Annotated in this window: 23 protein-coding genes; 12 read left to right on the top strand and 11 right to left on the bottom strand. The window is 69.2% G+C overall.

The window, feature by feature from the left end:
- From EL337_RS05620 to mmsB, 4 genes are all read left to right on the top strand, one after another.
- Positions 1 to 753 (top strand): SDR family NAD(P)-dependent oxidoreductase, encoded by a 753-nt coding sequence (locus EL337_RS05620; RefSeq protein WP_083442893.1) that lies wholly within the window; start codon positions 1 to 3, stop codon positions 751 to 753.
- A 79-nt stretch (positions 754 to 832) separates the two neighbouring features.
- Entirely contained in the window at positions 833 to 2,353 is a 1,521-nt protein-coding gene (locus EL337_RS05615; RefSeq protein ID WP_048630076.1) for a CoA-acylating methylmalonate-semialdehyde dehydrogenase, read from the top strand.
- Between the two features lie 8 nt (positions 2,354 to 2,361).
- Positions 2,362 to 3,525 (top strand): isobutyryl-CoA dehydrogenase, encoded by a 1,164-nt coding sequence (locus EL337_RS05610; RefSeq protein ID WP_048630075.1) that lies wholly within the window; start codon positions 2,362 to 2,364, stop codon positions 3,523 to 3,525.
- Positions 3,526 to 3,539: 14 nt separating this feature from the next.
- Positions 3,540 to 4,412 (top strand): 3-hydroxyisobutyrate dehydrogenase, encoded by an 873-nt coding sequence (mmsB, locus tag EL337_RS05605; RefSeq protein WP_048630074.1) that lies wholly within the window; start codon positions 3,540 to 3,542, stop codon positions 4,410 to 4,412.
- Between the two features lie 77 nt (positions 4,413 to 4,489).
- On the opposite strand, the gene EL337_RS05600 is transcribed toward mmsB, so the two are convergent.
- Together EL337_RS05600 and EL337_RS05595 are read right to left on the bottom strand one after the other, a co-directional pair.
- Positions 4,490 to 5,053, bottom strand: coding sequence for a TetR/AcrR family transcriptional regulator (locus EL337_RS05600; protein ID WP_048630073.1), 564 nt, complete (start codon positions 5,051 to 5,053; stop codon positions 4,490 to 4,492).
- 16 nt (positions 5,054 to 5,069) lie between these two features.
- On the bottom strand, positions 5,070 to 5,825 hold the full coding sequence (locus tag EL337_RS05595; protein WP_048630072.1) for an HAD family hydrolase: 756 nt from the start codon (positions 5,823 to 5,825) through the stop codon (positions 5,070 to 5,072).
- A gap of 104 nt (positions 5,826 to 5,929) precedes the next feature.
- Here EL337_RS05595 and EL337_RS05590 point away from each other — a divergent pair, with 104 nt between their 5' ends.
- Entirely contained in the window at positions 5,930 to 6,589 is a 660-nt protein-coding gene (locus tag EL337_RS05590) for a response regulator (protein ID WP_048630071.1), read from the top strand.
- On the top strand, positions 6,586 to 7,803 hold the full coding sequence (locus tag EL337_RS05585) for a GAF domain-containing sensor histidine kinase (RefSeq protein WP_048630070.1): 1,218 nt from the start codon (positions 6,586 to 6,588) through the stop codon (positions 7,801 to 7,803). Before EL337_RS05590 ends, EL337_RS05585 begins: the two co-directional genes overlap by 4 nt.
- A gap of 4 nt (positions 7,804 to 7,807) precedes the next feature.
- On the opposite strand, the gene EL337_RS05580 is transcribed toward EL337_RS05585, so the two are convergent.
- The 6 genes from EL337_RS05580 to secY all read right to left on the bottom strand — a co-directional run bounded on the left by EL337_RS05580 (position 7,808) and on the right by secY (position 12,322).
- Complete coding sequence (locus EL337_RS05580) at positions 7,808 to 8,305, bottom strand: MarR family transcriptional regulator (protein ID WP_048630069.1); 498 nt, start codon at positions 8,303 to 8,305, stop codon at positions 7,808 to 7,810.
- A 44-nt stretch (positions 8,306 to 8,349) separates the two neighbouring features.
- Positions 8,350 to 9,054 carry a zf-HC2 domain-containing protein gene (locus EL337_RS05575; RefSeq protein WP_048630068.1) on the bottom strand — a complete coding sequence of 235 codons (705 nt, stop codon included), beginning with the start codon at positions 9,052 to 9,054 and terminating at the stop codon, positions 8,350 to 8,352.
- Positions 9,051 to 9,542, bottom strand: coding sequence for a sigma-70 family RNA polymerase sigma factor (locus EL337_RS05570; protein WP_048630819.1), 492 nt, complete (start codon positions 9,540 to 9,542; stop codon positions 9,051 to 9,053). Before EL337_RS05570 ends, EL337_RS05575 begins: the two co-directional genes overlap by 4 nt.
- Positions 9,543 to 9,622: 80 nt before the next feature.
- Positions 9,623 to 10,423 carry a type I methionyl aminopeptidase gene (map, locus tag EL337_RS05565; protein WP_048630067.1) on the bottom strand — a complete coding sequence of 267 codons (801 nt, stop codon included), beginning with the start codon at positions 10,421 to 10,423 and terminating at the stop codon, positions 9,623 to 9,625.
- Between the two features lie 2 nt (positions 10,424 to 10,425).
- On the bottom strand, positions 10,426 to 10,971 hold the full coding sequence (locus EL337_RS05560; RefSeq protein ID WP_048630066.1) for an adenylate kinase: 546 nt from the start codon (positions 10,969 to 10,971) through the stop codon (positions 10,426 to 10,428).
- A 13-nt stretch (positions 10,972 to 10,984) separates the two neighbouring features.
- Entirely contained in the window at positions 10,985 to 12,322 is a 1,338-nt protein-coding gene (gene secY, locus EL337_RS05555) for a preprotein translocase subunit SecY (protein WP_048630818.1), read from the bottom strand.
- A gap of 247 nt (positions 12,323 to 12,569) precedes the next feature.
- Between secY and EL337_RS05550 the strand changes: the two genes are divergently transcribed.
- Genes EL337_RS05550 through EL337_RS05535 form a run of 4 tightly spaced genes read left to right on the top strand, consistent with a single transcriptional unit; the run spans position 12,570 to position 16,262 of the window.
- Complete coding sequence (locus EL337_RS05550; protein WP_048630065.1) at positions 12,570 to 13,496, top strand: class I SAM-dependent methyltransferase; 927 nt, start codon at positions 12,570 to 12,572, stop codon at positions 13,494 to 13,496.
- A 9-nt stretch (positions 13,497 to 13,505) separates the two neighbouring features.
- Positions 13,506 to 14,438, top strand: coding sequence for an SAM-dependent methyltransferase (locus EL337_RS05545; RefSeq protein ID WP_048630064.1), 933 nt, complete (start codon positions 13,506 to 13,508; stop codon positions 14,436 to 14,438).
- Entirely contained in the window at positions 14,425 to 15,324 is a 900-nt protein-coding gene (locus EL337_RS05540) for a class I SAM-dependent methyltransferase (protein ID WP_048630063.1), read from the top strand. The genes EL337_RS05545 and EL337_RS05540 overlap by 14 nt, the downstream gene beginning before the upstream one ends.
- 2 nt (positions 15,325 to 15,326) lie before the next feature.
- The gene (locus EL337_RS05535; RefSeq protein WP_048630062.1) at positions 15,327 to 16,262 is read left to right on the top strand and encodes a class I SAM-dependent methyltransferase; all 936 of its coding nucleotides are present in this window, start codon (positions 15,327 to 15,329) and stop codon (positions 16,260 to 16,262) included.
- On the opposite strand, the gene sppA is transcribed toward EL337_RS05535, so the two are convergent.
- Together sppA and EL337_RS05525 are read right to left on the bottom strand one after the other, a co-directional pair.
- A complete protein-coding gene (gene sppA, locus EL337_RS05530) occupies positions 16,256 to 18,031 on the bottom strand; it encodes a signal peptide peptidase SppA (protein ID WP_048630061.1) in 1,776 nt (591 codons plus the stop codon). The two genes, EL337_RS05535 and sppA, sit on opposite strands and share 7 nt — an antisense overlap.
- 29 nt (positions 18,032 to 18,060) lie before the next feature.
- A complete protein-coding gene (locus tag EL337_RS05525) occupies positions 18,061 to 18,558 on the bottom strand; it encodes a MarR family winged helix-turn-helix transcriptional regulator (protein ID WP_053086810.1) in 498 nt (165 codons plus the stop codon).
- A 42-nt stretch (positions 18,559 to 18,600) separates the two neighbouring features.
- Between EL337_RS05525 and EL337_RS05520 the strand changes: the two genes are divergently transcribed.
- Together EL337_RS05520 and EL337_RS05515 are read left to right on the top strand one after the other, a co-directional pair.
- On the top strand, positions 18,601 to 19,803 hold the full coding sequence (locus EL337_RS05520; protein ID WP_048630059.1) for an FAD-dependent monooxygenase: 1,203 nt from the start codon (positions 18,601 to 18,603) through the stop codon (positions 19,801 to 19,803).
- A complete protein-coding gene (locus tag EL337_RS05515) occupies positions 19,800 to 20,510 on the top strand; it encodes a dienelactone hydrolase family protein (RefSeq protein ID WP_048630058.1) in 711 nt (236 codons plus the stop codon). Before EL337_RS05520 ends, EL337_RS05515 begins: the two co-directional genes overlap by 4 nt.
- Here EL337_RS05515 and EL337_RS05510 read toward each other — a convergent pair.
- Positions 20,474 to 20,845, bottom strand: coding sequence for a DUF732 domain-containing protein (locus EL337_RS05510; protein WP_308213607.1), 372 nt, complete (start codon positions 20,843 to 20,845; stop codon positions 20,474 to 20,476). The genes EL337_RS05515 and EL337_RS05510 overlap by 37 nt on opposite strands.
- Between the last annotated feature and the right edge of the window lie 27 nt (positions 20,846 to 20,872).

Raw genomic sequence — 20,872 nt, 5'->3', positions numbered from 1 at the left:
ATGTCTGACCGGTTGGCAGGCAAGGCCGTCGTGGTCACCGGCGCAACGTCGGGAATCGGACTGGCGACGGTGACGCGCCTGCACGCCGAAGGAGCCCGGGTGCTGGCCACGGGCCGAGATCGGGACCGGGGGGACCGGCTGCGCGAGTCTCTCGGCGACGGCGTCCGGTTCCTCGGCGCCGACCTCACCGAACCCGGCGCACCAGAGGCGGTGGTCAACGCGTGCCGAGATGCGTTCGACAGCCTGGATGGGGTGGTCAACGGTGCCGCGGTCGACCACACGCACGAATTGGTGTCCACTCCCCTTGCCGCCGTCCGACGCACATTCGAGGTCAACACCTTCGCCGTCCTCACGATGATCCAGGCGGCGGCCGCACTGATGGACCGTGGCGGTTCCATCGTGAACATCACGTCCCGGCTGGCCGTCGCGGGAGTGCCGACCATGGGCGTGTACGCGGCATCCAAGGGGGCGGTACAGGCCCTCACCCTGACGGCGGCGGTCGAGCTCGCCCCACGCGGGATCCGGGTCAACGATGTCGCACCGGGAATGACCAGAACGCCCCTCTACGACGCCTGGGTGGCGGGCACACCGGACCCCGTTCAGGCCGAGCGGAATGTCGTGGCGCGGATTCCGTTGGGGCGGTTGGCAACACCCGAAGACGTCGCCGCAGCGATCGCCTACCTGGTGTCCGACGACGCGCAGTACGTCACAGGCACCACGATCAGGGTCGACGGCGGCTACACCGCGCAGTGAAGTCGTCCTTGCCAACCCACCCGGGGCATTACTAGGATATCCAAGTATTCACGCCGACGCGTCTCTGGAAGGCTCGAGCATGACCACACGGATCCCCCACTTCATCGACGGCAAGCGCAGCGAGCTGGCGTCCACCCGCACAGCCGACGTGCTGTATCCGAGCACCGGCGAGGTGCAGGCACAGGTCGTCCTGGCCGCCGCGGCCGACGTGGACACCGCGGTGGCCTCGGCCGTCGAGGCCCAGAAGGAATGGGCCGCCTGGAACCCCCAGCGCCGTGCCCGCGTGCTGATGAAATTCGTCGAGCTGGTCAACGCCAACACCGATGAGCTGGCCGAACTCCTGTCCAAGGAGCACGGCAAGACGATCGCCGACTCCAGGGGCGACATCCAGCGCGGCATCGAGGTCATCGAGTTCGCGATCGGCATCCCGCACCTGCTCAAGGGTGAGTACACCGAGGGCGCGGGCGGCGGTATCGACGTCTACTCCCTGCGCCAGCCGCTCGGCGTGGTCGCCGGCATCACGCCCTTCAACTTCCCGGCGATGATCCCGCTGTGGAAGGCCGGTCCCGCCCTCGCGTGCGGGAACGCCTTCATCCTCAAGCCCTCCGAGCGGGACCCGTCGGTGCCGGTGCGCCTGGCGGAGCTGTTCCTGGAGGCCGGGCTTCCCGCCGGCGTGTTCCAGGTCGTCCAGGGCGACAAGGAAGCCGTCGACGCGATCCTGCACCACCCCGACATCCAGGCCGTCGGGTTCGTCGGCTCGTCCGACATCGCGCAGTACATCTACGCCACCGCCGCGGCCAACGGCAAGCGTTCGCAGTGCTTCGGCGGCGCCAAGAACCACATGGTCATCCTCCCCGACGCCGACCTCGACCAGGCGGTCGACGCACTCATCGGCGCCGGCTACGGCAGCGCGGGCGAACGGTGCATGGCGATCAGCGTCGCAGTGCCGGTCGGCGAAGAGACGGCGAATCGCTTGCGGGCCAGGCTCGTCGAACGCGTCAAGGAACTCCGGGTGGGCCATAGCCTCGACCCGAAGGCCGACTACGGACCGCTGGTCACCGAGGCCGCGCTCAACCGCGTGCGCGACTACATCGGCCAGGGCGTCGCGGCGGGCGCCGACCTGGTGGTCGACGGTCGCGAACGGGCAAGTGACGAGCTGACGTTCGACGACCAGAGCCTCGAGGGTGGCTACTTCATCGGGCCCACCCTGTTCGACCACGTCACCACCGACATGTCGATCTACACCGACGAGATCTTCGGCCCGGTGCTGTGCATCGTAAGAGCCAAGGACTATGAAGAAGCACTGAGCCTGCCCACCAAGCACGAATACGGCAACGGCGTCGCGGTGTTCACCCGCGACGGCGACGCCGCTCGGGACTTCGTCTCGCGGGTGCAGGTCGGCATGGTCGGCGTCAACGTGCCGATCCCGGTTCCGGTGTCTTATCACACTTTCGGCGGCTGGAAGCGGTCCGGCTTCGGCGACCTCAACCAGCACGGGCCGCACTCGATCCTGTTCTACACCAAGACCAAGACCGTCACGCAGCGCTGGCCGTCGGGCATCAAGGATGGCGCTGAATTCTCCATTCCCACCATGAAATAACCGCGCACATGGACTATTTCGGTCTGGACGACGACGAGCGTGTGATCGCCGAGACCGCAGCGGCATTCGCCGAGAAACGGTTGGCGCCCTACGCGCTGGAATGGGACGAGACGCACCACTTCCCCGTCGAGGTGCTGCGCGAGGCCGCCGAACTCGGCATGGCCGCCATCTACTGCCGCGAGGACGTCGGCGGCAGTGGACTGCGTCGTATCGACGCGGTGCGGATCTTCGAGAAGCTGGCCACCGCGGACCCCACCGTGGCGGCGTTCCTGTCGATTCACAACATGTGCGCGTGGATGATCGACAGCTTCGGCACCGAGGAGCAACGCAAGGAGTGGGTGCCTCGGCTCGCGTCGATGGACGCCATCGCCAGTTACTGCCTGACCGAACCGGGCGCCGGATCGGACGCCGGTGCGCTGCGCACCAAGGCTGTTCGATCCGGGGACGAATGGGTGCTCGATGGTGTCAAACAGTTCATCTCCGGCGCCGGTTCCTCGGACGTCTACGTCGTGATGGCGCGCACCGGCAGCGAAGGTCCGAAAGGCATCTCGGCGTTCGTCGTGCCCAGGGACACGCCCGGCCTGAGCTTCGGCGCCGATGAGCAGAAGATGGGCTGGAACGCCCAGCCCACCAAGCAGGTGATCTTCGAGGGTGCCCGCGTTCCCGCCGACGCGCTGCTCGGTGGCACCGACGGCGAGGGCACCGGGTTCGGCATCGCGATGAAGGGCCTCAACGGCGGGCGCATCAACATCGCCGCCTGCTCGCTGGGCGGCGCTCAGATCGCCTACGACAAGGCTGCCGCGTACCTGTCCGACCGGCAGGCCTTCGGCGGCTCTCTGCTCGACGAACCCACCATCAGGTTCACGCTGGCCGACATGGCGACCAAGCTGCAGACGTCGCGCGCGCTGCTGTGGCGTGCCGCAACGGCTCTGGACGACGACCACCCCGACCGGGTCGAGCTGTGCGCGATGGCCAAGCTCCACGTCACCGATGTGTGCTTCGACGTGGCCGATCAGGCGCTGCAGCTGCACGGCGGTTACGGCTACCTCAAGGAATACGGGCTGGAGAAGATCGTCCGCGATCTGCGCGTGCACCGGATCCTGGAGGGCACCAACGAAATAATGCGCGTGGTCATCGGGCGGGCAGCTGCCGCCCGGGCCCGCGCGTCCTGAGACGAGGGAGTCACATGACGACGATCGCGTTCCTGGGGCTCGGCAACATGGGCGGGCCGATGGCGGCCAACCTGGTGTCGGCCGGGCACACCGTGCACGGCTTCGACCCGGTGCAGGCGTTGACCGAAGCGGCACAGGCCAACGGCGCGACCGTGTTCGACACGGGCGCGGCGGCGGTCGCCGACGCTGACGTGGTGATCACCTCGCTACCCAACGGCGGTGTCGTCAAGGCGGTGTATGCGGAGATCCTGCCTGCCGCCAAGGCCGGCGCACTGCTGATCGACACCTCCACCATCTCCGTCGACGACGCGCGCTCGCTGCACGACCAGGCCGTCGGGCACGGCTTGGCGCACATCGACGCACCGGTCTCGGGCGGCATCAAGGGCGCGACCGCGGGCACGCTCGCGTTCATGGTCGGCGGCGACGACGAGTCGTTCGAACGGGCCCGCCCGGTCCTGGAACCGATGGCGGGCAAGATCATCCACTGCGGCGCGTCCGGCGCGGGCCAGGCCGCCAAGCTGTGCAACAACATGGTGCTCGCGGTGCAGCAGATCGCCATCGGCGAGGCGTTCGTGCTCGCCGAGAAGCTCGGGCTCCCGGCGCAGTCGCTGTTCGACGTGATCACGGGAGCGACGGGCAACTGCTGGGCGGTGCACACCAATTGTCCGGTGCCCGGCCCCGTCCCGACGTCGCCGGCCAACAACGGTTTCAAGCCCGGCTTCGCCACCGCGCTGATGAACAAGGACCTCGGTCTGGCGATGGACGCGGTGAACTCGACCGGATCGTCGGCGCCGCTCGGCACCCACGCCGCCGAGATCTACGCAGAGTTCACCAAGGCCAATGCCGACAAGGACTTCAGCGCGATCATCGAGGCGCTCCGCGGCTGACAGTGGCGCCGAAACTGAGGTTGTGTGCGAGATTTCGGCGGAAAGTCGCACACAAGCTCAGACTCGGCGGGGGAGGTTCAGTCGGAGACCGGCCCGAACAGCAGTTGCCGGATCACCGGGCGGGCGAAGCGGATCAGCTCGTCGTGGCCGAGGGTGGCGACCCCCGGATTGCCCAGCACGTAACGTGTTGTGGCCAAACCGATGACGAAGGCACCCAGCAGGCCGGCGCGCTGTGCCGGATGGTCCGGGGTGACGGCGGCCAGCGCCGGCGCCACCTGGGTGACGAAAACCTGTCGCATCGTCTCGGCCGCGGACTCGCTGGTCATCGCCGCCCGCAGCAGAGCGAGGAACGTGGTGTCCTGTTCCCACACCGCGAAGAAGCGCGACAGCAACGCATCGGCGACGTCGTCGGCGTCGACGGCGCTCAGGTCGGGAATGTCGACCCGGAACTCCGCCGCCTCGGCGAACAGTTCCTGTTTGCTGCCGAAGTAGCGGATGATCAGCGCCGGATCGACCCCGACATCCCCGGCCACCGCCCGCAGCGTGGTGCGCTGGTAGCCCTCGGCCCCGAATCTCCGCCGGGCCGCATCGAGGATGTCGGCGCGCGTCTGCGGCGCATTGCGCAGTCGCCCCGTGCCCACCCGTGAAGGATAGGCGCTACGCCGCTGACGAACTCCGGTGCGTCTGCCACCACGAGTCGTGTGCGCGCTGGCAATCGGCCACGCGCAGCGGGGCAGCGGCCTCATCCACCAGCACCGTCGCCAACCCGGTGGCAGTGGCCGCGCGCTGACTCAACTGCGACCCCGCGAACGCAAGTGAATCGTGTGCGGTGGCGCCGAGTTCGCCCAGCGCCGCCCGGTACAGCTCGGTCCGGGGGGTGTCATCGGCGGTCACGACCGCGCCCGCGACTCCGTCGCCGATCAGCTGTCGCACCAGCGGCTCCACCCAGGTGTGGCTGCCGCTGCTGACGATCCCGATGCCCACGCCGGCACCGTGCGCTTCCAGGATCAGGTCGCTCATCCCGGGCCTCGGCGCGATGTCGGCGTCGCGCATCGTCTCGTCGAGGACCATCGCCTTGGTCATGCAGATCTCGTCGACCAGCAACTCGGCGAGCACGTCGCACTCCGTACTGACGCCACGTTTGCGGAGTTCGGCGGCGACGCGCCGCCGTTCATCGGTGAGCGCCTGCAGCTGCCGGTACCGCGGGACCGACCATGCGATGTCGAGGCCGAGCGCTGCGAACGCGGCGTTGAAGGCGCGGCGGTGCCCAGCGCCCTCGACGTCGGCGAGGGCATCCAGGTCGAAGATCACCGCGTGGAGCTTCGCGAGGGACTTCGCGTCCGCATCGTGTTGTGCGGGCCAGTCCCACCAGAACCGACCGGCACGCCATGCTTTCTGCTGTGTGGGCTGCACGTATCAAATGGTGTCCCACGTCACATCCGGGCGCCTCCCCCATGCGGGGGATTCCGGCTGCCAAGTTGGGGGGAGAACCGCGGTGACGCATCTATGGTTGCCCCATGGATGGCTCGCCGGTGCGAATCGTGCTGGTCGACGACCACGAAATGGTCATCGAGGGCCTCAAGGCGATGTTGGCCGCGTTCAGCAGTCGGGTGACCGTCGTCGGCCATGCTGTCGGCGCAGACCGCGTGATGAGCGTGGTCGCCGCCCTGGACCCCGACATCGTGCTGTGCGATGTCCGGATGCAGGGGTCCAGCGGACTGGACGTGTGCCGGCAGCTGCGTGAGCGGCAGCCCGACCGCAAGGTGGTGATGCTGTCGGTCTACGACGACGAGCAGTACCTGTTCCAGGCTCTTCGAGTCGGCGCATCGGGCTATCTGCTCAAGAGCATCAGCAGCGAAGAGCTGGTCCGACAGTTGGAGTTCGCGCACCGCGGCGAGACCGCGATCGACCCGTCCATGGCAGCGCGGGCCATGGACACCGCGGCACGGTTGCAACGCGACGAGTTCTGGCCCGGCGCGCGGCAGGGGCTCACACAGCGTGAGAGCGAGATCCTGGCACTGGTGGTCAACGGCCTGTCCAACCGGGCGATCGCCGCCAAACTGGTGATCGGCGACGAGACGGTCAAATCGCATGTGAGCTCCATCTACCGCAAGTTGAACGTCAGCGACCGCACGGCGGCGGTGGCCACCGCGCTGCGCGAAGGCATCTGCCAGTGAGTCCGCCCCCGCGCTCCCTGCTCACCGCCGATCGCGAGCTGGCGCTGCTGCGTGAGCTGATCCAGGCCGCCTCCAGCGGCCCCGGCGTCGAACCGCTGGCCGCGGCGGCCTCCCGGATCATCACCGCGGCCACCGACAGCGACGTCTGCTTCGTGCACGTCCTCGACGACACCGAGAGGTCACTGACACTGGCCGGGGCCACCCCACCGTTCGACTCCGAGGTGGGAAAGATCAGACTGCCTCTGGGACAGGGCATTTCAGGCTGGGTGGCCAGCCACCGGGAGCCGGTGGTGATCAGGAAGGACAAGGAGTCCGATCCGCGGTACCTGCCGTTCCAGTCGCTGCGCGGCCGGGATTTCACGTCCATGGTGTCGGTGCCGATGGAGTCCGATCCCGGCGGGATGGTCGGTGTCCTCAACGTGCACACCGTGGCCGAACGCGAGTTCGGCGACAGAGACGTCGAGCTGCTGCTGGTCATCGGCCGGCTGATCGCGGGTTCCATGCACCAGGCCCGTCTGCACCGCCAGCTGGTGTCGCGGGAACGCGCGCACGAGAACTTCGTCGAGCAGGTCATCGAGGCCCAGGAGCTGGAGCGCAGGCGGCTCGCCGGCGACATTCACGACGGCATCTCCCAGCGTCTGGTCACGCTGTCCTACTGGCTCGACGCCGCCGCGCAGGCCGCACGCTCCCCCGATGACGGCGCCGCGCTGACCGAGCCGCTGGACCGCGCGCGTGAGCTGGCCCAGCTGACGTTGCAGGAGGCGCGCGCGGCCATCAGCGGTCTGCGTCCCCCGGTGCTGGACGACCTCGGGCTCTCCGGCGGACTGGCCAGCCTGGCCCGGTCAATCCCGCAGGTCGACATCGAGGTCGACCTCTCCGAGAGCCGCCTGCCCGACCACATCGAGCTGGCGCTGTACCGCATCGCCCAGGAATGCCTGCAGAACGTCGTCAAACACGCCCGCGCCGAGCACGCCCGCCTCACCTTCGCCGTCGACCGCGGTGACACCGGAGAGGTCGCCCGCCTCGAAATCGTGGACGACGGTGTCGGTTTCGACACGCTGGAACACCCGCTGGGCAGCGACGAGATGGGCGGCTACGGACTGCTGTCGATGGCCGAACGCGCCGAGATCGTCGGCGGCAGACTCAACATCCGCTCCCGTCCGGGCACGGGAACGGCCGTCACCGCCACGATCCCGCTGCCCGCGACGCGCTGAGTCGCTAGAAGTCGCCCGCGCTGTGGCGCAGCCGGCGGATGGACTCGGCGAGGGTGCGGGACTGTTCGTCGGAGATGCCGATGTCGGCGAAGACGTCCTTGTTCAACGTCTCGGTGGCGTCCTCGACCGTCGACCGTCCGAGGTCGGTGAGCTGCACCAGGGTGGTGCGGCCGTCCGTGGGGTGCGGCAGCCGTTCGACCAGGCCGTCGGCTTCGAGGCGCCGGATCGCGTGCGTGACGCTGGTGACGTGCACCTGCAGCCGGTCGGAGGCCTTGGTGATGGGCAGCGCGCCGGTGCGGCTGAACGCGAGCAGCCGGAGCAACTCGTACCGCGAGAAACTGAGGTCGTAGGGCCGCAGCGCCGTCTCGACGCGGGCCAGCAGGATCTGGTGCGCGCGCATGACCGACGTGACGGCGACCATGCCGTCAGCGACGTCCCCCCACCCGGAGCGCTCCCAGTTCGCGCGTGCCGCAGCGATCGGGTCGCGCCGTTCGGATGCCACGCCTCTTCTTACCCCATGGCCGCACCGCAGCCAGGACCGCCGGTTCACAGATGAGTTTCCAGCAACACCTTTCCGTCGGGCGCCGACACCAGTTGCACCGTGGCGATGTCGCTCGGGGACATCGGCGTCGTCCCGCTGGGCAGCGCGGTGGCCCCGGAGAGCCCCAACCAGGTGGCGATCTGGGAACGGCTGCCGTCGTGGCCGACGACGACCATCCCCAGGTTCTGCGGCGGCGCGTCCTGGCGGCCCCAGTCACCGTAGGAGCACGCCATGTCGATGCGGGTGCCCCAGCCGTAACCGGTGACCGCGACGCTGGCGTTGATCGGGGTCTCGGACACCTTGGTCATCTTCGACATCTGCGCGGCCTCCTGGTCGCCGGTGCCCGACGGCAGGCCGAACGTCTCGGGGCGCAGCACGACGAGCATGGCCACCGCCAGCAGCGCGGCCACCAGGCCGACCCCGGCCAGCGTCATCCACCGGGCGCGGCTGCGCCGGGCGCCGGCTCGCTGCAGAACCGCGCTGAGCACCTCGGGCCGCAGCGGCGGACTGGGCTGCTCGTGGTCCAGCGCGATCACCTCGTCGACGTCGAGCATCGACAGCAGCCCCGGCATGCCGCTGAGTTCACCCACCTCCGCGCGGCACCGGGAGCACCCGGCCAGGTGGTCCTCGTATTCGAGCCGCTCGTCGCCGGACAGCGCGCCCAGCACGTAGGCGGCGTCCCACGTCCGATAGCGGTCGTCCACGCTCATCGCGTCACCCCCATCTCCTGTAGTCCGAGCCGCAGCGCGCGGACGGCGTAGTGCAACCGGGATTTCACGGTGCCTTCCGGGATCTGAAGGTCGGCGGCGATCTGTCCGGTACTCCAGCCCTGGTAGTAGGCCCGCCGTATCACCGCCCGATGCTCGTCGGACAGTTGCGCCATCGCGGTGCCGAGCAATATCCGGTCCAGCGCGGTGTCCACCTCGTCGGGCGACGGGCGGTCGGACACCCGCTCGGGTTCGGGCACGTCGGTCTCATGCCGGAAGCGCGCACTTCGGCGTTCGTCGATGATCATGTTGCGCGCCACGGTGAACAGCCAGGCCCTCGCGGACCGGTCCACGTCCGCCGTCACGTCGGGATGCCGCCACGCGCGCAGCAGCGTCTCCTGGACGACGTCCTCGGCACGGGCCCGATCGCCGGTCAGCCGCAGGGCGTAGCGCCAGAGGGCCGCGGCGTGCTCGTCGTAGAGCACCCGCATGATCGCGGCTTCCTGGTCGTCCCGCTGGTTCACTGTCCCGCCATCCTCCGTCAGTGATACGACGTGGGAGGGCGTTCAGTTCAGGCGAGCGTCAGGATCCTGGGTCCGTCCTCGGTGACCGCGACGGTGTGCTCCCAGTGCGCGGCGCGCGACCCGTCGGTGGTGACGACGGTCCAGCCGTCGTCCAGCACGGCCGTCTTCCTCGTCCCCAGGGTCAGCATGGGTTCGATCGCCAGCACCGACCCCGGAGCGAGGTACGGGCCGCGACCGGGTGCGCCTTCGTTGGGCAGGAACGGGTCCATGTGCATCTCGCGGCCGATCCCGTGTCCGCCGTAGCCCGCCACGATCCCGAACTTGCGGCCGTGCCTGCTCTCGGCGGCGCGGGTGCCCTGTTCGATCGCGTGCGAGACGTCGGTCAGGCGGTTGCCCGGAATCATGGCGGCGATGCCGGCCTCCATCGACTCCCTGGTCGCCGCCGAGAGTGCCTCGTCGACGGGAATGAGGTCACCGATCCCGAACGTGAAGGCCGAGTCGCCGTGCCAGTCGTCGAGGATCGCGCCGCAGTCGATGGAGACCAGGTCACCGGCCGCGAGGACCTCGTCGGCCGTGGGGATGCCGTGCACGACGCGATCGTTGACCGACGAGCAGATGGTGGCGGGAAAGCCGTGGTAGCCGAGGAACGACGGCACACCGCCGCCGTCGCGGATCACGGATTCGGCGACCGCGTCGAGGTCGAGCGTCGACATGCCCGGCGCGGCGACCTCCCGCACGGCGCGCAGCGCAGCGGCGACCAGCGCCCCGGCGGCGGCCATCGCGTCGAGTTCACCGGCGGTCCGCACCGGGACCACCTTGCGGCTGCGCAGGCCGGGCAGCGAGACCATCGTCAGCGGCCGAGTGCGGTGAGCGCCCGGCTGAACACCTCGTCGAGTTCACCGACGGCGTCGACCGTGACCAGCGTCGAGCTGTAGTAGTCGAGCAGCGGCGCGGTCTCGTCGCGGTAGACGTTGAAGCGGTTGCGGATGACGTCCTCGGTGTCGTCGGCGCGGCCGCGGCCCTTCAGCCGGGAGACGAGCTCGTCTTCGGGGACCCGGAACTCCAGCACCGCGTCCAGGGACAGGTCGCGCTTGGTCAGCATGTCGTCGAGCGCCTTGGCCTGCTCGACCGAGCGCGGGAAGCCGTCGAGGATGAAGCCCGCGGCCGCGTCGTCGTCGTCGAGCCTGTCGTCGACGAGCGCGTTCGTGAGGGTGGCCGGGACGAGGTCGCCGGCGTCGAGGTACTTCTTGGCTTCGATCCCGAGTTCGGTGTTGTTGCTGATGTTGTGGCGGAACAGGTCACCGGTGGAGATGTGCGGGACGCCGAGCTTCTCGGCCAGCTTCTGGGCCTGCGTTCCCTTGCCCGCCCCCGGCGGGCCCAACAACACGATTCTCAACTTCGGAACCCTCTCACTTTAAGAAACCTTCGTAATTGCGCTGCATCAGCTGGCTTTCGATCTGCTTGACGGTGTCGAGGCCGACGCCGACCGCAATGAGGACAGCAGTACCGCCGAACGGCAGGTTCTGCACGGAGCCGGTGTTGCCGATCTCCAGGAACAGGTTCGGTAGGACCGCGATGATGCCCAGGTAGATCGAGCCCGGCAGGGTGATCCTGGACAACACGAAGTTCAGGTAGTCCGCCGTCGGCTTGCCCGGCCGGATGCCCGGGATGAAGCCGCCGTACTTCTTCATCTCGTCGGCGCGTTCCTCGGGGTTGAACGTGATCGACACATAGAAGTAGGTGAAGAACACGATCAGGCCGAAGTAGATCGCGATGTAGACCGGGCTGCTGGGGTCGGTCAGATACTCGGCGACGAAGGTCTGCCACCATCCGGTGCTCGGGTTGGCGCTTCCGCTGGTGATCAGCTGCGTGATCAGGTGCGGGATGTAGATCAGCGACGACGCGAAGATGACGGGGATGACGCCGGCCTGGTTGACCTTCAGCGGCAGGTAGGTCGACGTGCCGCCGTACATCTTGCGGCCGACCATGCGCTTGGCGTACTGGACCGGGATGCGGCGCTGGCCCTGCTCGACGAAGACCACGCCGACGACGATCAGCAGCGCGGCCAGACACACGAACGCGAAGACCATGCCACCGCGGCTGTCGAGAATGTTCTTGCCCTCACCGGGGATCGCCGAGGCGATGCTGGCGAAGATGATGAGCGACATGCCGTTGCCGACGCCGCGCTCGGTGACCATCTCGCCCATCCACATGACCAGCGCGGCACCGGCGGTCATGACGATCACGATGACGGCCAGCGTGGTGAGGTTCAGCCCGTCGCCCTGGCCCTGGATGATGTCGAGCGAGCAGCCCTGCAGCAGCCCGCCGTTGGCGGCCAGCGCCACGATGCTGGTGGCCTGCAGGATCGCCAGCGCGACCGCGAGGTAGCGGGTGTACTGCGTGAGCTTGGTCTGCCCCGCTTGCCCCTCCTTGCGCAGCTGCTCGAACCGCGGGATGACCACACCGAGCAGCTGCACGATGATGCTGGCGGTGATGTAGGGCATGATGCCCACCGCGAACACCGAGAGCTGCAGGAGCGCGCCGCCGGAGAACAGGTTGATCAGCGAATAGATCTGCCCCGACTCGCCGCCGCTGACCTGCGCGATGCACTGCTGCACGTTGGGGTAGTTGACGCCGGGGGACGGCACCGAGGCGCCGACCCGATACAGGACGACGATGCCCAGCGTGAACAGGATCTTTCGCCTCAGGTCCGGGGTTCTGAGCGAAGAAATGAAAGCCGAGAGCACTCTTTCCTCCTGCACGGCCGAGTTGACGATCGCGGCGTGCTCTTTGGCTGGCAGGACCAGCATCGTGGTTAAGTCGTGAGCGCGGCGGCATGCGCAGGTGAAAGGCCTGCGCAAGTCACGCGTCTGAACAGTCTACGAGACTAACAGTTGGATGTTCCCCCGCCCGAATCCGACGTCTGGGGCGGCGTTCAGATTCCGGGCGTACAGTCGAATTGTTATTACCTTATCTAAGTAAAAGGATCGCGATATGGCACGTACCGAGAACGACACCTGGGACCTCGCCTCCAGCGTGGGCGCCACGGCGACGATGGTGGCCGCGGCCCGTGCGGTGGCCAGCAGAGCCGACCACCCCGTGATCAACGACCCGTACGCCGAGCCGCTGGTGCGCGCCGTCGGCGTCGACTTCTTCACCCGGCTGGCCAGCGGCGAGCTGACCGCCGCGGACCTGGACAGCGGCGCCGACGGTGAATCGCCGGTCGGCATGAGCCGCTTCGCCGACGGCATGGCCGCGCGCACCCGCTTCTTCGACGACTTCTTCGCCGACGCCGTCGGTGCGGGTATCCGGCAGGCCGTGATCCTCGCGTCCGGCCTGGACGCGCGGGCATACCGGCTGGCGTGGCCGCAGGACATGACGGTGTACGAGATCGACCAGCCCGAGGTGATCGAGTTCAAGGCGACGACGCTTGCCGGCCTCGGGGTTGCGCCGTCAGCGAAATTGGACACCGTCGCGGTCGACCTGCGCAACGACTGGCCGGCCGCGCTCGCCGACGCCGGCTTCGACGCCGCGGCGCCGACGGCCTGGATCGCCGAGGGACTCCTCGGTTACCTGCCGCCGGATGCCCAGGACCGGCTGTTGGACACCATCGGATCGCTCAGCGCACCCGGCAGCCGGCTGGCCGTCGAGTCCGTGCCGTCGCACCACGAAGCAGACCAGGACGAACTGCGGGAGAAGATGAAGGAGTCGACCGACCGCTGGCGCAACGAGGGGTTCGACCTCGATTTCTCCGAGCTGGTCTTCCTCGGCGAGCGCGCCGACGTCACCGAGTACCTGCGCGGTCAGAACTGGACGGTGCAGGCCACCCCCACCAACGATCTGCTGGTCCGCTACGGGCTGGACCCACTGGAGGACGGCGAGGGGTTCGCCGAGGTCGTCTACGTGAGCGCGACCAGGTAGCCGGCGACGATGGCGCGCAGCGACAGCGACCGCTGGGACCTCGCGTCCAGCGTGGGCTCGACGGCGACGATGGTCGCGGCCGCCCGGGCCGTGGCCAGCCGTGAACCCGAACCGCTGATCGACGACCCGTGGGCGGCGCCGCTGGTGCGGGCGGTCGGCATCGAGTTCTTCACCAGGGTGGTCGACGGCGACCTCTCCCTCGGTGACGCGGACGACTCCGGCGCGGCCCGGCTGATGACCGACGTGATGGCGGTGCGGACCCGGTTCTTCGACGACTTCTTCGTCGATGCCGGTGCGACAGGCATCCGGCAGGCGGTCATCCTGGCTGCCGGGCTCGACTCGCGGCCGTACCGGCTGCCGTGGCCCGCGGGCACCGTCGTCTATGAGATCGACCAGCCCGCGGTCGTCGACTTCAAGACCGAGACCATGGCCGGGCTGGGCGCGGAGCCCACGGCACAGCGGCGCACGGTCGCGGTCGACCTGCGCGAGGACTGGCCGAAAGCTCTGCGGGACAGCGGTTTCGATGACTCGGCGGCCACGGCGTGGTCCGCCGAGGGGCTGCTGGTGTACCTGCCGCCCGACGCGCAGGACCGGCTGTTCGACCACGTCACCGCGCTCAGCGCGCCCGGCAGCCGCCTCGCCACCGAGTACCACCCCGACGCCGGGGCAACCATCGGCGAGCGCACCCGGGCCATGCGCGGCCAATGGGCCGCACAGGGTTTCGATGTCAACGTCGCCGACCTGTTCTATCCCGGCGAGCGCACTCCCCCGGCCGACTACCTGACTGCGCTCGGCTGGCAGGTCAGCACCCGGTCCCGGCCCGAGGTGTTCGAGAGCTACGGACGACGCTTCGAGGTCGTCGAATCACTGACCGCGCTGCGCGACTCCCAGGCGCTGATCGCCGCCCTACCCGACAGGAGAGAAGACGATGCCCCGCACTGATGGCGACACCTGGGACCTGGCCTCCAGCGTCGGAGCCACCGCGACGTCGGTGGCCGCGACGCGCGCGCTGGCCAGCCGCGGACCCGACCCGCTGATCGACGATCCGTACGCCGCCCTCCTCGTCGAGGCGGTCGGCCTGCCGCATTTCATCAAGGTGGCCGGCGGTGACATCGACTTCGGCGACGACCCGCTGTTCGGCGCCGACCAGATGCGCGAGCACATCGCGGTGCGCACCCGGTTCTTCGACGACTTCTTCACCGCCGCGGGCGCGGCCGGTATCCGGCAGGCGGTGATCCTCGCCTCCGGGCTGGACACCCGCGCCTTCCGGCTGTCATGGCCCGACGGCACCACGGTGTTCGAGATCGACCAGCCCACCGTCATCGAGTTCAAGACCCGGGTGCTCGCCGACGCCGGCGCGGCGCCCACCGCTGACCGGCGGACCGTCGGCATCGATCTGCGCGAGGATTGGCCGACGGCCCTGCGGGAGGCGGGCTTCGACCCCTCGCAGCCGACAGCATGGATCGCCGAAGGGCTGCTGATCTACCTGCCACCCGAGGCGCAGGACCGCCTGCTGGACAACATCAGCGCGCTCAGCGCTCCGGGCAGCCGCCTCGCCACCGAGCACATGGACGCCAAGGCGCTCACCGGGGACTGGGCCAAGGCCATGACCGAACGGGCCCGGCGCCACGGCAGTGACATCAACCTGCAGGAGCTGTTCTACAGCGGGCCGCGCACGTCGGCCGCCGAGCATCTGCGCGCGCAGGGCTGGCGCACCGACGTGCTGAGCGGATCAGCGGCGTACGAGGCCAACGGTTTCCAGGCGCCGGCGGACAATCTCATCGCAATGGCGGGCGACTCCGGCTACCTCTCGGCAGAGCTGGCATAGCGATGGCGCGCACCTCCGACGACTCCTGGGATCCGGCCACCAGCGTGGGGGCCACGGCCACGATGGTCGCCGCGGGACGGGCGGCCGCCACCGCCGATCCCGACCCGCTGATCGACGACCCGTACGCCGATCCGCTGGTGCGTGCCGTCGGTATCGAGTTCTTCACCAAGATGCTCGACGGGGAGCTGGATCTGTCTCTGTTGCCCGACGGTTCACCCGAACGCGCGCAGGCGATGATCGACGGAATGGCGGTGCGCACCAAGTTCTTCGACGACTGCTGCACCGCCGCCGTGGCGGCCGGACCCCCCGCGATCCGCCAGGTGGTGATCCTGGCGTCCGGCCTGGATGCGCGGGCGTACCGTCTGCCCTGGCCGGCGGACACCGTCGTCTTCGAGATCGACCAGCCGAAGGTGATCGAGTTCAAGACGCAGACGCTGAGTGCGCTCGGCGCGCAGCCGACGGCCCGGCACCGACCGGTACCGATCGATCTGCGCGATGACTGGCCTGCTGCCCTGCGGGCGGCGGGGTTCGACGAATCGCGGCCCACCGCCTGGCTGGCCGAGGGCCTGCTGGTGTATCTGCCGCCCGAAGCCCAGGACCGGTTGTTCGACCAGATCACGGCGATGTCGGCGCCCTCGAGCACGATCGCCACCGAATTCGCTCCTGGCATAGTCGATTTCGACCCGGACAAGGTCCGCGCGCTGACACAGCCGATTCGAGAACTCGGTCTCGACATCGACATGCCCGCACTCGTGTACGCGGGTGAGCGCACCCCCGTCATGGATTACCTGCGCGGGCAGGGATGGGACGTGACCGACGTGTCCCGCCGTGAGCTGTTCACCCGCTACGGACGCACGCTGCCGGATGTCGCGGCCGACTCGGACGCCACCGATCCGCTGGGCGAGATCGTCTACGTCAACGCCCGCCTGGCTCAGTAGCGCGTCTCCCCCAGCCACAACACGTTGACACCGGTGAGCGATCGCTGCGTCTGATCGAGCAGGCCCATCACCGAGCGAACCGCCATGGCGCCCAGCGCATCCGGCAGCGACGCAGCTGCGGGCTGCGAGGAGGGCTTGGGGCGCAACATGTCTCGCAGCGAGGACCCCGGCAGGTTCTCGATGACGGCCTTGGCGTCCTCGTCGATGCCGGCGAGAGCCTTGGCGCGGCGGATCGCGACCCGTAACCCGCCGAGCTCGTCGACAAGACCGCGCTCCAGCGCGTCGGCGCCGGTCCACACCCGGCCCCGCGCCACCTGCTCGACGGCATCGACGCTCATGTTGCGACCGTCGGCGACCCGCTGCACGAAATCGGTGTAGAACAGATCGGCCTCGGCCACCACCTGCGCATGCTGCTCCTCTGTGAAGGGCGCGTTGATCGACCAGGCGTCGGCATTGGCGTTGGTGCGCACCGAATCCGAGCCGACACCGAGACGGTCCTTCAGGTCGCGGGCGATGAACTTGCCCGTCACCACACCGATGGAACCGGTGATGGTGCCGGGGTTGGCGACGATGGCGTCAGCAGCCATCGACACGTAGTAGCCGCCGGAGGCCGCGACCCCGCCCATCGAGGCGACCACGGGCTTGCCGCGCTCCCGGGTGCGCACGACTTCGCGCCAGATGGTCTCCGAGCCGGTGACCGAGCCGCCCGGGCTGTCCACGCGCAGCACCACCGCGACGACGTCGTCGTCGGCTGCGGCCTGGCGCAGCGCGGCGGCGATGGTGTCGCCACCGGAGTTGGCACCGCCCATCGGGGGCATCTGCCGCCCGCCCCGGCCGCTGACGATGGCACCGGCCACCGTCACGACGGCGATCTTGGGGTGACTCTTCACGCCGGGGACGCTCGGCTTCTTGGCGCGTGCGTAGCGGGCCAGGTACAGCCGAGGCGGAGCGCCCTCACCGTCGGCGTCTCCGGTCTCCGGCGAGACACCCTCGGCGCCGGTCATCTCCGCGATCCGGGCGTACACCTCGTCACGAAACCCGATGCGGTCGACCAACCCTGCGGTCACCGCGTCCTCGCGCAGCAGCGGGGCCCGGTCGGCGAGTGCGTCCAGGGCCGTGACGTCGATGCCCCGCGACGCGGCCACCGCGTCCCACACCTGAGCGCGTAGGCCGTTGACCAGCGCGGCGTCGGCTTCGCGGTGCGGCTCGGTGTACCTGTCCTGGGTGAAAAGGTTTGCCGCCGACTTGTATTCACCGCGCGCCACGAACTGTGCCTCGACGCCGAGCTTGTCGAGCGCATCGCGCAGGAACAGCGCACTGGTGGCGAACCCCACCAGGCCCACCGTGCCCGACGGCTGCATCCACACCTCGCCGAACGCCGACGCCAGGTAGTACGACAGCGTGCCCGGGTACGTTTCGGCCCACGCAAGCGACGGCTTCTTCGCGGTGAACGCCAGGATCGCATCGCGCAGCTCCTGCACCGGTCCCGGCGGGGCGGCATCGATCTGCACCCGGGCGATCAGGCCGGCGACACGGGGGTCCTCGGCGGCGCGGTGCAGCGCGGCGACGGTCTCACGGAGCAGCAGCGGACGGCCGGACCCGTTGATGAAGGCCATGGGGTCGAAACCGGCGGTCTCGGGGGGAGCGCTCTGCAGGTCGAGCTCGAGGATGCATCCGTCGGGGACGCCCTGATGCCGGGCGGTGTCGACCTTGCGGGCGAACTCACGAACGTCGTCGAACCCGGGTACCCCGGACAGCACAGAGATCATGATTCGAGCGTACCGACGGCCCGCGGGGGTCACTGCCGCGGCGGGACGAGGTCGTCGATGTTGTCGATGACGTCTTCCATCGCCTCGTGCAGCCGGCCCAGCAGCTGCTCGAACGCCGCCAGCAGCGCAGGATCGGCCTCGTCGAGCACGGCGTTGACCCGCTCGGTGAGCGGTGCGAAGAAGTGGCCCGCCTGCGCGCTGACCGCGGGCACGCTGCGCAGCGTCACCACCCGCCGGTCCGCGTGTTCGCGGCTGCGGCTGAGTAACCCGGCACCTTCGAGACGATTGAGCAGAGACGACGTCGCCCCCGAGGACAGCCCGATCCGGCGGGCCAGGCGTGCGGGTTGCAGCGGTCTGCCTGCGTCTTCGGCGTAGAGGACCTCAGCCAGCGCTGCGGCGTCGGCCGAGTGCACCCCGAGCCAGCCGGCCAGGTGATGGGTGAGATCGGTGTAGTCCGCGGCGAAGGTCCGCAGGCGTTCCATCAGCGCGCGCCCCTGCGGCGTCATCTCGGTGTCCGGTTCCGCCATCGGCACCCCCTTCATTGTGAAGTAGTTTCATTGTGAAGATACATGGGTATCGTGGCGTCCGTGGACATCCTCATCTCGGGCGCGAGTATCGCCGGACCGACAGCGGCGTACTGGCTCGCTCGGGCCGGCCATCACGTGACGGTCGTCGAGCGTGCCGACTCGCTGCGCACCGCCGGCCAGAACGTCGACGTGCGTGGTTCCGGTCGAGAAGTGCTGCGGCGCATGGGACTCGAAGAGACCGTGGCGGCCAGGACCACCGGCGAAGTGGGTCTGCGGTTCGTCGGCGATCGGGGTGTGCTGGCGGAGTTTCCCGCCGGCGACGACGACAGCGGCGGAGCTACGGCGCAGATCGAGATCCTGCGCGGCACCCTGGCCCGCACCCTCGTCGAGGCCGCCCCCGGCGCCGTGACCTACGTGTTCGGCGATCAGGTCGACCGCATCGAGCAGGATGCCGACGGCGCGAAGGTGACCATGGCGGGTGGGGCGTCGCACCGGGTCGACGCCGTGATCGTCGCCGAGGGCTCGCGGTCCCGGACTCGGGACCGGCTGTTCGACGACGTCGACCTGCGGGAGTTGGGGCTCTACACCGCGTTCGGCACCATTGCCCGCGAGCCCACCGATGACCAGTGGTGGACCTGGTACAACACCACCGGTGGCCGGTCCATCACGATGCGCCCGGACAACGTCGGGACCACGCGGGTCGCTCTGTCGTTCCTGTCCGGCGATCCGGAACTGCAGTCCCTCGACTCCGAGCGACAGCGTGCCGCCATCGACGAGATCTACCGGAATGTCGGGTGGCAGGCCCCCCGGATACGCGCGGCACTGCACACCACCGACGAGCTCTACCTGGACTACCTCACGCAAGTCAGGGCGCCGCGCTGGTCGAACGGGCGGGTGATCCTCTGCGGCGACGCCGCCTGGTGCGCGACCCCGGTCAGCGGCGTCGGTACCACCCTGGCGCTGACCGGGGCCTACATCCTGGCCGGCGAGATCGCGACGGCCACATCGCTGCCCGCCGCGGTCGCAGGCTACGAGCGGCGCATGCGCCCGCTGGTGGACCGGGCCCAGAAGCTCCCTCCCGGCACGCCACGACTGGCCCATCCCCGCAGCAGGGCCGGCCTGGCTGTCATGCGGAACCTGCTGCGCGTGGCGGGATCCCGTCCCGGCCGGGCCCTGGCAGACCGGTTCTCCTCACCGGAGACGGACGCCGACGAGCTGCCCGGCTATCCTGCGCTGGCGTCGTGACGGCCGGGTATCTGGCCGTGCCCGACGGCGAGGGGCCGTGGCCGGGGGTCGTCGTCATCCACGACATCGGGGGGCTGTCGCTGGACATCCGCCGCGCGTGCGACCGCTTGGCCGGGGCGGGCTTCCTGACACTGGCGCCCAACCTCATCCATCCCGGCAGACGGATCCGCTGCGTCCGCGCGATGGCCCGGTCCCTGCAGACCGGGTCCGGCGCGGCGGTCGACGAGATCGTGGCGGCGCGGGATCAGTTGGCCGCGCGCCCGGATTGCACCGGCACCATCGGCTCGGTCGGCTTCTGCATCGGCGGCGGATTCTGCCTTCTGCTGGCACCGCAGGCGGTGTTCGACGCCACGGCCCCGAACTACGGGAACTGGCCGCGGGATTCGGAGGCGTTGCGGCTCAGCTGTCCGGTCGTCGCCAGCTACGGCGCCCGCGATCCCTCACTGAAGGGGCACGCGGCACGGCTGGACGCGCTCCTCGCCGAGGCAGGGGTGCCGCACGACGTGCGGGAGTATCCCGACGTGGGCCACTCGTTCATGAACGACTGGCGCGACGGCCCGTGGCGGCTGCGGATCTTCGAGCACATCCCCGGGTTCCGGTTCTCCGAGCCGGAGGCCGAGGATGCGTGGCGGCGGATCGTCGCGTTCTTCGACGTCCACCTACGGCCGGGTCAGCGACCGACCAGGCGGGAGAACTGCGGGCAGTAGGCGGCGACCGAGAGGCGCGTGAGGCTGCCTGCCTGCTCCCGGCTGATGCCGTTGTTGGCCAGTGTCTGCACCACGCCGCGGACGACGGGAACAGGGTTGGGGTTGCCGGTGATGCCGCCGGTGAGCATCTCGCACACCTTGTGTCCGAGCACGGGCGCTTCCTGGTCAGGGCCCAGCGGGATGCCCAGGGAAACCACGGCTGCGGTGAAGGCTTCGTCTTTCGTCTGCGCGTGAGCCGTTGCGACGCTGCCGAACATGGCGAATCCGGCGGCGAACGCCGCGACAGCGGCGGTTCGGCGGTGGCGAATCATGGAGTGCTCCTCGGGTATCGGCATGCGAAGTGTAGATCGTGATCCGGCGCC

The organism is Mycolicibacterium aurum (genome assembly GCF_900637195.1).
Taxonomy (GTDB): domain Bacteria; phylum Actinomycetota; class Actinomycetes; order Mycobacteriales; family Mycobacteriaceae; genus Mycobacterium; species Mycobacterium aurum.
This window is presented reverse-complemented; position numbering and strand designations above follow the sequence as displayed.

Bases quoted from the DNA above. Each gene is read 5' to 3' on its own strand.
- EL337_RS05520 (WP_048630059.1), top strand. From the start codon at position 18,601: ATGGGTATCGTGGCGTCCGTGGACATCCTCATCTCGGGCGCGAGTATC.
- EL337_RS05525 (WP_053086810.1), bottom strand. From the start codon at position 18,558: ATGGCGGAACCGGACACCGAGATGACGCCGCAGGGGCGCGCGCTGATG.
- EL337_RS05545 (WP_048630064.1), top strand. From the start codon at position 13,506: ATGGCGCGCAGCGACAGCGACCGCTGGGACCTCGCGTCCAGCGTGGGC.
- EL337_RS05610 (WP_048630075.1), top strand. From the start codon at position 2,362: ATGGACTATTTCGGTCTGGACGACGACGAGCGTGTGATCGCCGAGACC.
- EL337_RS05620 (WP_083442893.1), top strand. From the start codon at position 1: ATGTCTGACCGGTTGGCAGGCAAGGCCGTCGTGGTCACCGGCGCAACG.
- EL337_RS05615 (WP_048630076.1), top strand. From the start codon at position 833: ATGACCACACGGATCCCCCACTTCATCGACGGCAAGCGCAGCGAGCTG.
- map (WP_048630067.1), bottom strand. From the start codon at position 10,423: ATGGTCTCGCTGCCCGGCCTGCGCAGCCGCAAGGTGGTCCCGGTGCGG.
- EL337_RS05510 (WP_308213607.1), bottom strand. From the start codon at position 20,845: ATGCCGATACCCGAGGAGCACTCCATGATTCGCCACCGCCGAACCGCC.
- EL337_RS05570 (WP_048630819.1), bottom strand. From the start codon at position 9,542: ATGCGGGTGCTCTACGACGAGCACGCCGCGGCCCTCTGGCGCTACGCC.
- EL337_RS05540 (WP_048630063.1), top strand. From the start codon at position 14,425: ATGCCCCGCACTGATGGCGACACCTGGGACCTGGCCTCCAGCGTCGGA.
- EL337_RS05590 (WP_048630071.1), top strand. From the start codon at position 5,930: ATGGATGGCTCGCCGGTGCGAATCGTGCTGGTCGACGACCACGAAATG.
- EL337_RS05575 (WP_048630068.1), bottom strand. From the start codon at position 9,054: ATGAGCGTGGACGACCGCTATCGGACGTGGGACGCCGCCTACGTGCTG.
- sppA (WP_048630061.1), bottom strand. From the start codon at position 18,031: ATGATCTCTGTGCTGTCCGGGGTACCCGGGTTCGACGACGTTCGTGAG.
- EL337_RS05535 (WP_048630062.1), top strand. From the start codon at position 15,327: ATGGCGCGCACCTCCGACGACTCCTGGGATCCGGCCACCAGCGTGGGG.
- EL337_RS05550 (WP_048630065.1), top strand. From the start codon at position 12,570: ATGGCACGTACCGAGAACGACACCTGGGACCTCGCCTCCAGCGTGGGC.
- mmsB (WP_048630074.1), top strand. From the start codon at position 3,540: ATGACGACGATCGCGTTCCTGGGGCTCGGCAACATGGGCGGGCCGATG.